This window comes from Levilactobacillus acidifarinae DSM 19394 = JCM 15949 (assembly GCF_001434835.1).
Taxonomy (GTDB): Bacteria; Bacillota; Bacilli; order Lactobacillales; family Lactobacillaceae; genus Levilactobacillus; species Levilactobacillus acidifarinae.
In genome coordinates, this window is sequence record NZ_AZDV01000005.1 from 113,643 (window position 1) to 127,131 (window position 13,489).

General features: G+C 50.3%; 8 protein-coding genes, 2 tRNA genes and 2 pseudogenes. 10 read left to right on the forward strand and 2 right to left on the reverse strand.

Annotation, left to right across the window (positions count from 1 at the left end; genetic code table 11):
- Positions 1 to 60 precede the first annotated feature (60 nt).
- Positions 61 to 1,683: a peptide ABC transporter substrate-binding protein gene (locus tag FD25_RS02815; protein ID WP_057801087.1), complete on the forward strand. Its 1,623-nt coding sequence runs from the start codon at positions 61 to 63 to the stop codon at positions 1,681 to 1,683.
- A gap of 187 nt (positions 1,684 to 1,870) precedes the next feature.
- Here the strand turns inward: FD25_RS02815 and FD25_RS02820 are convergent.
- Positions 1,871 to 1,943: transfer RNA gene (locus FD25_RS02820), tRNA-Lys, on the reverse strand.
- 165 nt (positions 1,944 to 2,108) lie between these two features.
- Positions 2,109 to 2,181: transfer RNA gene (locus tag FD25_RS02825), tRNA-Lys, on the reverse strand.
- Between the two features lie 626 nt (positions 2,182 to 2,807).
- Between FD25_RS02825 and yycF the strand changes: the two genes are divergently transcribed.
- From yycF to FD25_RS14285, 9 genes and pseudogenes are all read left to right on the forward strand, one after another.
- Positions 2,808 to 3,524, forward strand: a complete 717-nt coding sequence (gene yycF / locus FD25_RS02830) for a response regulator YycF (RefSeq protein WP_057732917.1) — start codon at positions 2,808 to 2,810, stop codon at positions 3,522 to 3,524.
- Between the two features lie 44 nt (positions 3,525 to 3,568).
- Positions 3,569 to 5,425, forward strand: a complete 1,857-nt coding sequence (gene walK / locus FD25_RS02835) for a cell wall metabolism sensor histidine kinase WalK (RefSeq protein WP_057801089.1) — start codon at positions 3,569 to 3,571, stop codon at positions 5,423 to 5,425.
- A complete protein-coding gene (locus tag FD25_RS02840; RefSeq protein WP_057801091.1) occupies positions 5,412 to 6,704 on the forward strand; it encodes a YycH family regulatory protein in 1,293 nt (430 codons plus the stop codon). The genes walK and FD25_RS02840 overlap by 14 nt, the downstream gene beginning before the upstream one ends.
- A 24-nt stretch (positions 6,705 to 6,728) precedes the next feature.
- Positions 6,729 to 7,583 (forward strand): two-component system regulatory protein YycI, encoded by an 855-nt coding sequence (locus FD25_RS02845; protein ID WP_057801093.1) that lies wholly within the window; start codon positions 6,729 to 6,731, stop codon positions 7,581 to 7,583.
- Between the two features lie 575 nt (positions 7,584 to 8,158).
- Positions 8,159 to 8,974 carry an MBL fold metallo-hydrolase gene (locus FD25_RS02850; RefSeq protein ID WP_057801095.1) on the forward strand — a complete coding sequence of 272 codons (816 nt, stop codon included), beginning with the start codon at positions 8,159 to 8,161 and terminating at the stop codon, positions 8,972 to 8,974.
- A 252-nt stretch (positions 8,975 to 9,226) separates the two neighbouring features.
- Positions 9,227 to 10,567, forward strand: coding sequence for a S1C family serine protease (locus FD25_RS02855; protein ID WP_083484060.1), 1,341 nt, complete (start codon positions 9,227 to 9,229; stop codon positions 10,565 to 10,567).
- A gap of 1,049 nt (positions 10,568 to 11,616) precedes the next feature.
- Entirely contained in the window at positions 11,617 to 12,096 is a 480-nt protein-coding gene (gene rlmH / locus FD25_RS02860) for a 23S rRNA (pseudouridine(1915)-N(3))-methyltransferase RlmH (RefSeq protein ID WP_057801097.1), read from the forward strand.
- A gap of 22 nt (positions 12,097 to 12,118) precedes the next feature.
- Positions 12,119 to 12,589 (forward strand): annotated as a pseudogene (locus FD25_RS14280) (GNAT family N-acetyltransferase); the annotation flags it as partial.
- Between the two features lie 198 nt (positions 12,590 to 12,787).
- Positions 12,788 to 13,489: pseudogene (locus FD25_RS14285) on the forward strand (DUF5677 domain-containing protein); the annotation flags it as partial.

Consider the following 13,489-nt stretch of genomic DNA (forward strand, 5'->3'; position numbering starts at 1 on the left):
TTGTTGACCGAAACGGGTCAGCGAGGACGGGTGCTTTTTTGCGATTGAGGAGCGATAAATATGAAAAAACAAGTGATGGGATTAGGGTTAAGCTTAGGGTTATTGGCCGTTGTTGGCCTGGCGGGTTGTGGGAGCACGCAAGCCCAGAGTAAGAGTAAAGATGCTACGTTGGGCGTCACGCTGGTGGGGAATCCCGCTACGGCGGACCCGGCGATTTCCGGGGACGTGAACAGTTCCAGTCTGATTTCACAGACCGAGGAGGGCCTGTACACGTTGGACAAGAACGGCAAGGTGGTCGCTGGCGTTGCCGAAAAGGTGGTCAAACCCACGCAAAACGGGACCGTCTACACCTTTAAGATTAAAAAGAACGCTAAGTGGCAAAACGGTGATCCCGTGACCGCCCAAGACTTCGTGACCTCGTTTGATTGGCAGGTCAATCCTAAGTCCAAGTCGCAGGTCGCCAACAAGTTGAAATATTTGAAGAATTACGCCGCCGTGCAAAGCGGGAAAAAAGACCCGAGCCAATTGGGCGTTAAGGCATTGAATGTAAACACGTTACAGTTGACCTTATCCAAGCCGCAACCTTGGTTGCCGGATATTCTGGCCACGGCCGAATACCCGATGAAGACGGATCTCTTTAAAAAATACGGCAGTCACTACGGCACCTCGGCGGCTAAGACCATGTCCGAAGGGGCCTACAAGTTGGTCGGTTGGAGCGGCAACAGTGATAGCTGGACCTACGTGAAGAACGACCACTACTGGAACGCTAAGAACGTTAAGATCCCAAAGGTCAGCGTGCAGGTGGTCAAGGATGCCGGCACGGCGGTCAACCTATTCAAGTCCGGCAAGGTGCAAGAAACCTTCTTGACCGGTCAGTACATCAAGCAAAACGCCAAGAATCCCGAAATGACCACGACGTTGAACAGTTCGATGCGGTTCCTGGAATTTAACGACAAACGGACCGTCACGCACAACACCAAGGTACGGCAAGCCTTCTCCGATATCGTGAACCGGACTCAGGTCACTAAAAATGTCTTACAGGACGGCTCGCAGGCCGCGAAGAGTCTGATTCCGACCGGTGACGGTAACGATCCCAAGACCGGCGAAGATTTCGCCAAGGAAGTCGGCAATCAGGTGAGCTATAACCCTAAAAAGGCCACGGCTCTGTGGAACCAAGCTAAAAAGGAATTGGGCATCAAGAAGGCCAGTCTGGAACTATTGACGGCCGACACGGACGAACAACAACACGTCGCCCAGTACCTGCAGCAACAGGCGCAAAAGTACATGCCGGGGTTGACCATTACGATTAAGGCGTTACCGTTGGCCCAACAAATCAACAAGGGTTCGCAAGGCAATTACGATATCGACTTAGACGGTTGGACGACCGATTGGCGGGACCCCGCGGACTTCTTACAGATGGCCGATGGGACCAGTTCCGTGAACTTCACCAAGTGGAATAACGCGCACTTCACCAATTTAATGAGTGAAATCGACAACACGGCGAAGTACACTACGCAGCAACGGTGGGATTTAATGAAGGAAGCTGACACCTACGTGACCCAGCAAGCGGGCTTAGTTCCCCTGTATCAACAGGCGAAGGCTCACCTGGTTTCCAAGCAGGTCGGTGGGTTGAAGTACACCATGATGAGCGACGCGCAATACAAGTACGCTTACTGGAAATAGAGTGTTAGATTAAGTGTGGGCAAGGCGGTGACGACCAGTGAGTCGGCGCCGCCTTTTTATGACCGGTTAGCAAAAAAACACCGGTTGACGGGGACCGGCGTAGAAGGTGAATAAGTATGACAAAAGTGGATAAATACTCGAGACACAAAAAAACCGCCATCATTGCTGATAGCGGTTTTCGATATGATGGGCAGTCAGGGGATCGAACCCTGGACCCACGGATTAAGAGTCCGTTGCTCTGCCAGCTGAGCTAACTGCCCATATCTTTTCAACGAAAATAATCATATCATGTCTGCCGGGGGTGATGCAAGCTTTTTTTGAAAAAAGTTGATTTTTATACAACCGATTACCGACCTGCGACCATAAAAAAATCAGCAGGCACGAAGTCAATTCTTCGTACGAGCTGATTAATGGTAAAGATATGATGGGCAGTCAGGGGATCGAACCCTGGACCCACGGATTAAGAGTCCGTTGCTCTGCCAGCTGAGCTAACTGCCCATATCTTTTCGACGAGAACTATCATAGCATGTCAGCTAAGGGGACGCAATCCCTTTTGTCAAAAAATTTGGCCTAAATTTGAATTTTTTTAAATTATGGGGTGATGGACTCGGGGAAATTACTGAGTGATTGGGTGCTATTTTTACTGGTAAGGCCGTTTACCAGCGAACTTTGAGCTTAGGAAAATGAATTTGACGAATGAACGTCGCTTGATTAATTGTTAATTAATTGTAGTAAAAATAGTTTATTTATCGTGTAAATAACACTAATAATAATATCGTGAACGACGTCCCCGGGGTATTTCCTGGGAAATTTTAAATTAAGGACAGCTTAAAGCCGTGATGGAGCAGCCCTGAAACCAGCTGCCGGATGTGTTATAATTCAAGTAGCGCCCGAATCATATCGTTAACCGGAAATTTATCGGAACGAACGGCGCTCTTGAGATTCATGCGGGTCATCCTGGTGGTGGCCCCACATTCCTTGACTTTAAACGAGAGTAACTGGCAACAACTTAATGGAGTGGTCCCACTGACGATGGTGTTCTGACATCCGGTGGTTGACCTGCCGATAATCCTGCAATTATCGGATCGATTTGTCTTTTTTCCTTAAGGAGGAAATTTTTAATTATGGCCAAAAAAATTCTAGTAGTCGACGACGAAAAGCCCATCTCAGATATCATGAAGTTTAGCCTGGAAAAGGAAGGCTACGAAGTCGATGTCGCCTACGACGGCGAAGCGGCCCTACAACACGTTGAAGAAAATACACCTGACTTAGTCATTCTGGATTTGATGTTACCCAAGGTCGACGGCCTAGAAGTTGCCCGGGAGATCCGGAAGAAGCACGACATGCCAATCATCATGGTCACGGCCAAGGATTCCGAATTGGATAAGGTCTTAGGCCTCGAATTAGGAGCCGACGATTACGTTACCAAGCCGTTCTCGAACCGCGAATTAGTAGCTCGGGTCAAGGCCAACCTGCGGCGGCAAAACACTGCGGCGCACGCCCAACCCGAAGAACCCGAAAACCAAGACATCGAAATCGGGGATTTAACGATTCACCCCGAAGCGTACTCCGTCTCGAAGCGGGGCGCGAATATTGAATTGACCCACCGGGAGTTCGAACTCCTGCACTACCTGGCCCAACACATCGGCCAAGTCATGACCCGGGAACATTTGCTCCAGACCGTTTGGGGCTACGACTACTTTGGTGACGTGCGGACCGTCGACGTGACGGTGCGGCGGCTCCGTGAAAAAATTGAAGACAGTCCTTCGCACCCCACTTGGTTGGTGACGCGCCGGGGAGTGGGGTACTATCTGCGCAACCCTGATTCCGATCAGGCTTAAGCTGGCGGCAACGCTAAATCTTTGGCGGAGGAGCATGTAACTTCGTGAATAGCAAAATTAGATTCTTTCAATCGATTCATTTTAAAATCGCGTTAGTCTTTGCGTTACTGCTGTTACTGACGTTGGAAATCGTCGGGGCCGTCTTCGTGCGGCAACTGGAGCACCAAAACCTGAACACCTTTAAGGCCCAGCAGGTGGTCCAGACCTACATCGTGAATCGCCTGTCCGACGAGTTGGCGGGGACCAATACCACCAAGTCGGATAAGCAGATCAGGTCGACGTTGTCCGAAATCACCAACACCAACAACGCCCAGATTCGGGTGATCGACAATAAGGGGACCATCCGGGGCACTAACGAGGTGGACAACCAGGGGATTGTCGGGCAGAAGACCACCGATAGTGACATCAAAAATTCGATTTATAACAACCGCGACGTGGTCCGGACGACCTATAACTCGCAGAACAATAGCCGTTACTACACTACGATTACCCGGATCATTCGAACCCAGGGCAATAACAGTGATTTGGTCGGGGTTATTTACATGCGGGCTAGTCTGGATTCCGTCTACCAAAACATTAACCAGATTACGCTGATCTACGTATCGGCGACGTTCGTGGCCATCATCTTAGGCCTGGTCATGGCGATTATTATTTCCCGGGCAATTACCCGGCCCATCGATGAAATGAAGAAGCAGACGTTGCGCATCGCCCGGGGGGACTACTCCGGCCACGTGCACGTCTACGGTAACGATGAGCTGGGTCAACTGGCCAGCGCCGTTAATAACCTATCCGTGCGGGTCGAAGAAGCCCAAGAATCCACGGAATCGGAACGGCGGCGGTTGGACTCCGTGATGGCCCACATGACCGACGGGGTCATTGCCACCGACCGGCGCGGGAACGTCACGATTATCAACGAAACGGCTAGCAGCTTTTTGGACACCGACAGCGATGACGCGGTCGGCAAGTCCATCTTGGACCTGTTGGCGATTCGGCAGGACTACACCTTACGGGAACTTTTGGAAGATCCCGATGATTTAGTACTGGACTTTTCCACCAAAGATCACGACTTGATTCTGCAAGCCTATTTCTCGTTGATTCAACGGGAATCCGGGTTTATTTCCGGAATCGTGTGCGTCCTCCACGATGTTACCGAACAACAAAAGATCGACCAAGACCGTAAACAATTCGTGTCCAACGTGTCGCATGAACTGCGGACACCGCTGACCAGTGTGCGGTCGTACATCGAAGCGCTGTCCGAAGGCGCCTGGAAGGATCCCAAGGTGGCACCTGATTTCTTGAAGGTCACCCAGGAAGAAACCGACCGGATGATTCGGATGATCAACGACCTGCTGACGCTGTCGCGGATGGACTCCGGGACACAGAAGCTCGATCTGGAAATGGTCAATTTAAACGAACTCTATAACTATGTCTTGGACCGGTTCGACATGATCATCAAGCAAGACGATCATCCGGAGAAGACCTACACCATCAAACGTGAGTTTACCAAGCGCGACTTGTGGGTCGAAATCGATACCGACCGGTTCACCCAAGTGCTGGATAACCTGATGAACAACGCCATCAAGTATTCCCCGGACGGTGGGGTGATTACCTGCCGGCTCCTGGAGACGCACAACAACGTGATTTTAAGCGTGTCTGACCAAGGTCTCGGGATTCCGCGGGCCGATATCTCGCGGATCTTCGACCGGTTCTACCGGGTCGACAAGGCGCGTTCGCGAGCCCAAGGCGGAACGGGGTTAGGCTTAGCTATTTCCCGGGAAGTTGTCCAAATGTTAGGCGGCCGGATTTGGGTCGATAGTCGCGAAGGTCGCGGCTCGACGTTCTACATTTCCTTACCATACAAGCCGTACGAAGAGGAGGATCTCTGGGATGAAGATAACTAAAATCCTACTACCGTTAGGCCTTACCGTGGCGGTAGCGGTCAGTATTACCTTTTCGGCGTTAATCTGGACCAACCCGGCGCAATACGAACATAACCGGCAACGCAGTTCGAACGCCCAGACGACCGAGATCAACGCCCGGCCGCAACGCGACGTCTTTCTGCCGACCCAGGTGGTGTCCACCGACGCGTCCGGCAATCAGGAACTCCTGAATAACCGGAAAATCAACTTGACTACCGAGTTGCGCGAGGCCCTGTCTAAATGGAAATTGGGCCGCTTAACGCGGGTCAGTGGGGTCACGCACGCCAAGTATATGGGTTACCTCCACCAGAAGAGTAGCCTGTTACTGTCGTACGCTAGTCCGATCAACGTGAAGACTTTTAACACGGTCTTTGGTAGTAAATTACCGCGCACGTCGACACAGTTTTCACGCATCGTGGTGCCGTTGGCGAACGATCATCACCTGTACCTTCTCGACGATCGCAAGCAGACCGTCTACCGGGTGCGGGTGAGTCAACCCGACGTCAAAGATCTACGCAAGATTCTGACCGAAAACCTCTTTCGTATCAACGTGAAGATGCAGTGGTTAAACAACACCGCGATGGCCTACGTCACTAATCAGGTCACGGTCCCCTCGTACAGTTACCTGGTGAACCAGCAGTCGACCGACTACTTCACCACGCGGTTGTTGAACAACGGGGAATCGACCAACGTGACGGCCAAGAAAAATAAGGACAACACTATCTATAGCGATGGGACGTCGCGGCAACTCACGATTTACAACAAACTGGGCATGGCTTTGTTTGAAGATTACAGTGCGCTACAAACCTCGCTGAACTTTAGCCAGCAGTTGACCACCAGCTACAAGGCCGTCAAGTCCGTGGGGATTCCCATGGAAAACCTGCGCTACTACGGGTATAGTGCGTCGAATCGGACCATGATCTACCGCAGCTTCGTTGAAGGGTTCCCGATTTTTAACCAAAGTAACTACGGCGCGGCGCGGATTCAGCTGCTCTCGCAGGGCGTACGGCGGTATAACTTCTCGCTGTACAGTCTGCAGGTCCCAGTGCCCAACGACAAGCGGTCGGTGACGTTACCGGGAACGCAGGCCGTGATTGACCAGCTGAGTGCGTCCGGGTATAGTAAGAAAAAGATTAGCAGTATCCAGTTGGGCTACCAGTGGGCCGCCTCGTCGTCTTCCGACAAGGTGGTCGACCTGACGCCGACCTGGTACGTTTACTACAACGGCAGTTGGAAGAATTATAAACAACTGCTGAAATAGGCAGGCAAGGAGGGACGGTCCGGCATGGATTTTCGGCGCATCGAGTGGTTATTTTTAGTCGCCTTTATCGCCATCGATATTTTCCTGTTTGCGGCCTTTCAGCGCGATACCACCAGTCAGACGGATACGGCTTCGAGTCGCACGGCCGACAGTGATACCACGATTGTAAAGGAAATGCGAGCAGACAACATTACCTTTAAAACGCCCTCCAAGCAAAGTAGCGAGGGGTACTACATTTCCACGACCAACAGTGCGACGCGGATCAAGGCCAGCCTGACCAGTCTCACGGACCAAACCGTGCGCTACGCCGACGGGCTGATCACCTCGACGTTTAAGACGCCGATCACTAACGTGGATACCCAGCACCCCAATAAGGTCATGGATACCGTGGTCAGTAACAGTGCCCTGATTTTAAACGGGGCCGACTACCAGTACAACGCCCAGTTGTCGAGTCGTAACACGGTGGTTTACACCCAGCGCGTGGCTGACGGGCAGATTTACTCACGCTTCGGCCAGTTACGGTTTAGTCTGACCAACGATGGGGCCGTGACCGGCTATACGCAAGGTTATCTGGCGGACGTCACGACGTTGCGGGAAAAGACCGAGACGATTTCGGAACGCAAGGCGTTGATCGGGCTCTATCAATATAACCAAATTCAAAATAATACCAAGGTCGTGTGGACCAAGTTGGCGTACACGCGCTACTTCACTTTGAAGAACAGCAGCGTGTACATCCCAACCTGGGTCATTGCGGTGAAGGCCACCAGCGGGAACAACGCCGGGGTCTTACAGCTCAAACACGTGAACGCCTTTACGGGGACCATCCTGACTTCGGATAGCAACGTGAAGACGGTCAGTGGGACTACGACCAGTAGTTAGTATATGATGGAAAAGCGGCCAGGGATGGTCGCTTTTTTATTTGGGAGAAAGTTGGTCGCTTCCGGTTCAGCCAAAATGAGCTGGAACGGGGTGGGCACGGCTGGAAGCCCGTAAACCAGGTCTCCCAGACCGGCCTTTGTCTAAACCGGTAAAGCCCACCGGTTAAGACAAACTTCACCCCTGAGCCCATTTTGACTGAACCTCCAGCTAACGATGCAGGAAACTACAACATTGTCGGGAATTCTCATAAATAAATGATGCAACGAATGTTTGGCGTTAATACGTAATTGGTTGGTTAGCGATGGGCGGGCTGACCGAATTGGATGCAGAAAATACTAGTGTGGCGTGGCGGTTTAGCCGACTAGCGATTAACCGTGAGTCTCCCTTGTCACCGTTAAAAAATTCCGGTAAAATTTGGGGGAATTATTTTGCGAATCGCCGGTTACTCGGCATAAGGAAGACCGGTTGGGGCAGCTTCGTGACGGTAACGGCCGGTAGCGGGCGCGTAAAACGCGTTACAAGCGCCCCGGAATGCGGTATTATAGCGGTATTAGGTCAAGAGAGGGTTCGATAAAGTGAGTACGCAACAAGTAGACGACTTACGCATCAGCATTTTGTCCAGTGGTAGCACGGGCAATGTCTGTTATGTGGAAAGTCCCAACGAACGCCTGCTGATCGATGCAGGTTTAAGTGGTAAGAAAATTGAAAAACTGATGGGCAATATCGACCGGAGTTTGACCGACGTCAACGCGTTACTGGTGACCCACGAACATACGGATCACCGCAAGGCCGTGGGGATTCTGGCCCGCCGCTACGAACAATTGAACGTCTACGCCAACCAGGGGACCTGGGACGCAATGACGCCGCGGATCGGCAAGGTCGATTTGGCGCAAAAGCACCTATTTGCCCCGGATACGGTGCAGACCTTCGGCGACATCGACGTGGAGAGTTTTTCGGTCTCCCATGACGCCGCCGAACCCCAGTTTTACGCGTTGCACTACCATGGGAAGACCTTCGTGATCTTGACGGATACCGGTTACGTGTCCGAACACGTGGAGGGCGTCATCAAGGACGCCGACGCCTACCTGCTGGAGTGTAACCACGACGTCGAAATGTTGCGAATGGGTGACTATTCGTGGCCGTTGAAGCAACGCATTTTGGGCGACAAGGGGCATTTGTCTAACGAAGAAGGGGCCGACGTGCTGATGGACGTGCTGGGTAATCGCACCAAGAAGATTTATCTGGGACACCGCAGCCTGCATAACAACATGAAGTCGCTGTGTCACCTGACCGTGGCCTCGATGATGGAAAATCAGGATTTCGGTGTCGGCAATGACTTTAAGCTGATCGATACCAATCCGGAAGAGGCCACCCCGCTGGAAGCCATTTAAAAACTTTAAGGACTTCCACGAAATTTCATCGCAAAAAATTCACACTCACCCGCTAAAATAGGGGTATAAAATTTTAGATGACCCGAAACGGAAAGCCACTTAAAAAGGGGTGTCCGGTGATGAGGCCAGGTAAGCCACGGAGCGTTACCTGGGGGTCAGTGAGCCAAAATCTCACGCCGGAATGTCCAATTAGGGGATCCGTGACGAGTCGGTTCAGAATATGAGGAGGGTTAGCGCAGACGCGCACAGACGATGGCTGATAACAACAATAACAATCAAAACCAATTTAATGATCAACAATCAACGCCGGAGCCAACGCCACAACCCCGGAAGCGTGGTCAAGTGACCATGACCAAGGTGGCTGTGACGGCGGCAGTCGCCGGGCTTTTAGGTGGTGGGGTCGCTTACGGGGGCATGAACTACCTCAATAACAGCGGCGTTACCTCGACGGCGGTTCCCGCGGGGACTAATAAGACGGGCAACACCAAGACGTCGAACGTGACGCTTAACGTCAATAGCCAAGCCACTAAGGCCTTTAACCAGGTCAAAGGGGCCATGGTGTCCGTCATCAATTTACAAAAACAAAACAGTAGTGACAATACGTTAGGGGAACTCTTCGGCCAGAGCTCGTCGTCGGGATCGACGTCGAAGTCCGCCCTAGAGGAAGCCTCCGAAGGGTCCGGGGTGGTCTACAAGAAGAGTGGCAATACCGCCTACATCGTGACCAATAACCACGTGGTGTCCGGATCGTCGGCGCTGCGCGTGGTGACCAGTAGTGGGAAACAACTCCAAGCCAAATTGGTCGGGAAGGATTCCGTGACCGATTTAGCCGTATTGAAGGTCAATGGCTCGTCACTGAAGACGGTGGCGTCGTTTGGGGATTCCGATAAGATCAAGGTCGGCGAGACCGCCTTGGCCATCGGGTCACCATTGGGTAGCCAGTACGCGACCTCACTGACCGAAGGGATCATCTCCGCCAAGAAGCGGACGATTGAAACCACTAATTCGGCCGGTACGCAGACCGGGAACGCCACGGTTATCCAGACCGATGCCGCGATTAACCCCGGGAACTCCGGTGGGGCGTTGATCAACGTCGGTGGGCAAGTCATCGGGATTACGTCCTCGAAGATTGCCAGCGATACCTCCGGGACCAGTGTCGAGGGGATGGGCTTTGCCATTCCGTCGAAGGAAGTGGTCAACATCATCAACCAGCTGGTCAAGAAGGGCAAAGTGGTCCGGCCGGCGTTAGGGATTACCTACGTCGACTTAGCCAACGTTTCGTCGTCCCAGCAAAAATCGATCCTGAAGTTGCCGTCTAGTGTCGATGCCGGCGTCGTGGTCATGAGTACCACCTCAGACTCACCGGCCAAGAAGGCGGGCTTGACTAAGTACGACGTGATTACCGAACTGGGCGGCCACCAGATCAGTGACCAGTCCACGTTGCGGGACTTACTGTACAAGTACAAGTTGAACGATTCGGTCTCGATGACCTATTACCACAACGGTAAGAAGAAGACCACGACCGTGAAGCTGACGGAAACGTCCTCACAGTTGAAGAGTACGTCCTCGACGAGTGCGAACTCAGAGAGCTAAAGTTAACTAAGCTAAAGGAAGGACCTCACGAAGCGTGGGGTCCTTTTTGGTGTGGGATAAAAAGCCGAAAATTTAGAATGAATGTAAGCGATCCAAGAGCGAGTGACCGTTGGCGAACCGAACGAAAATGTGGGAGAGGTTAAGGGTAATTCAGACCGAAAAAAAGTTGTCGAAAACCTGTGGATAACTTGTGGATAAGTCGATTCACAAAGTAACGGGGAAAATCGGAAATGGTGGAAAACGGGGAATGGTAGCGGTTAGAAAGTTATCCACAAGGTGGTTAAAAACGTGGGGATAAGTAGAGCTGCTTGTGAAAATAGTGATGATGAACGTTGTTAAATTAGGATTGTAACATGTGTAATCAAACGTACGTTTCTGTGGATAACTGTGGATAAGTCAAAAAGGATTGACAATTAGAAAATAAATAAATGTGGGGGGAGGGAAATTGACGACCCCCCATATCTGGCATTTTTGAAAAACAACTTGTGGATAACTTTGTGAATAAGTCGGACGATAGGTGGAGGTTGGTCGTGGTGAGAGTGGCCAGCGGTTAGAGAGACTGGTGGGTGTGGGGTTGACGATACCGCTGCGGCACCCAGGTGGTTGAACGGATGAAATTCGGTGAGGGTTAAAGAAAGCGCGGTGTAAGCTGGGACTAAGTGGTGAGTGGGCAAGCTTAGTTACCACTTTTAGAGAGACTAAAATGGGTGACGGACGGTGGGGAAGCCGTGGGTCACCCATTTTTGCGGGAATTATTCTGAGTTGGGTCCGGGAACGTGATAGGTATATTAAGTGAGGACTGCGGTAGCGTCTGCGCGCAAATGTTTCATGTGAAACATCGGCAGCAAAATGAATAACTTATTCAGAGCGAAAACCGGGATAGCTAGTGTTTTCAATCTACCCTAGGGGGTATCTAGAAAACGGTTGGTAACGGCTTTTACGGGAAGTTGCTGCGGGTACTGGGTTCGGAGTATAATCAATCCTAAAGAATCGAAAATTGGACGAGGCACGGGTTATACACCTGTGGATAACTGAAATTGGAGGACGTTATGAACATCAAGTTTGTGGTCGTGGGTAAGTTAAAGGAAAAGTATTTTAAGCAGGGGATTGCGGAGTACGCTAAGCGGCTCTCACGCTTCTGTAAGTTTTCGATTGTGGAGGTCCCGGATGAGAAGGCCCCGGAGAGTCTCTCTCAGGCGCAGATGGGCCAAGTGATGCAGGCGGAGGGCGACCGGATCTTAGAGAAGATTAAGGACCGCGAATACGTCTTTGCGTTGGCCATTCTGGGAAAGGAACGCTCCTCGGAGGAGTTCGCTAAGGAGATTAAGGACCTGACCACCTACGGGCACTCGGATCTGACGTTCGTGATTGGCGGGTCGTTAGGCTTGGCGCCGGAAGTCCTGAAGCGTGCGAACACGCAGATTTCCTTCGGCCGGTTCACGTTACCCCACCAGTTAATGCGGTTGGTGTTGACGGAGCAGGTATACCGGGCGTTTATGATTAATGAGGGAAGTCCGTATCATAAGTGATGCGGATTATGGAGGTAAGTTTATGACGATTCAAGCAAGAAGGTTTGAAGTTAGCGATGCCGAGGCTGTGGCATTACTTGTGGCGCGAACATTGCGCGAATCCAACAGCAAAGACTATTCAGGAGAGTATATTGAAAAGGACGTTCAGCGCCTATCGGCCAAGTTTTTTATTGAGAAATCTAAGCAAACTCACTTCTATGTTTTTTGTGATCAGAATCAGATTGTTGGTACCGGCGCAATTGGCCCTTACTGGGGAAGTGAGACCGAATTTAGTCTCTTTGATATCTTTGTGTCTCCTGACCACCAAGGACAGGGAATTGGTCGTTTGATTATTGAAACGCTTGAAGCAGATGTCGATTTTAAGTGCGCTCAGCGGATTGAAATTCCGGCCTCAATTACTGGCTTAGGGTTCTATCGGCACATGGGCTATGACTTTAAAGATGGCAATAAAGAAATTGATAATGAGCGGCTGTATCGGCTTGAGAAATTCCCTAAACGTTTTAACGTGAACATAAGAGATAATGTAGAGAAGGACTTTGACTTGGTACCCACAGCTACAGTGAGTGACAGTATGAGTATTGAAGAACTAAATAAGGTTTCATTTGATACTTTGCGGGAAATTACTTTTGTAATTCAGCTATTTTTTGAGGGTGCATGGGTTAACGACATTAAGTCTAAAATTGTAATGGGTATGATTGTCCGAATTGTTAAGTTGGCCAAATCAGTATTAAGATCGGCTGGTAGTCAAAATTTTTCAGGTCAGGAGACATTATCCAGGCTTATATTTGAAACTTTATCCAAGTTGAATTTTATATTACACGCACCCACACCCTTAGATGATAACCTGGATCGATACTTAAAAGATGGGTTACGTTTTGAAAAAATACTTACAGAGAAAATAAACGATGATATTTATAAACAGAGTGAAAATGAATCTCCCATTCAAGCACGTATGCTCTCTTCAATTTCAGAAACCGAATTATTTACTGGCATTTCTGAAGATAGAGTTGCGACATTAAATAAAAGGGACTCACTTCCTTCGATGCAGAATATGAGTAACCTTCTGGATAATGGAGAAAGACTGTATATGGTGTACAGGGCGTGTTCTGTTGAGGTGCATGGAGGTCCAACGGCATTAAGAGATAATGTTAAGCAACTTGAAAAAGAAAAATTTGAAGCGGATTTTAGAGAGCGATTATCGGATGCCAGAGTTCTTGATAGCGTGTCGATTTTTTTATTGATGGGTATGAATGTGTTGACTAAATATAATGTGATTGTATGCAAAGATAGTGAAATATATATGTGCTTTAAAAAACGAATTAAACGGATTTCCTCGAAAATTTCGGAAATAGAGAAGTTGCATGAACAAAGACTTTCAGAGGAAAACGACTAG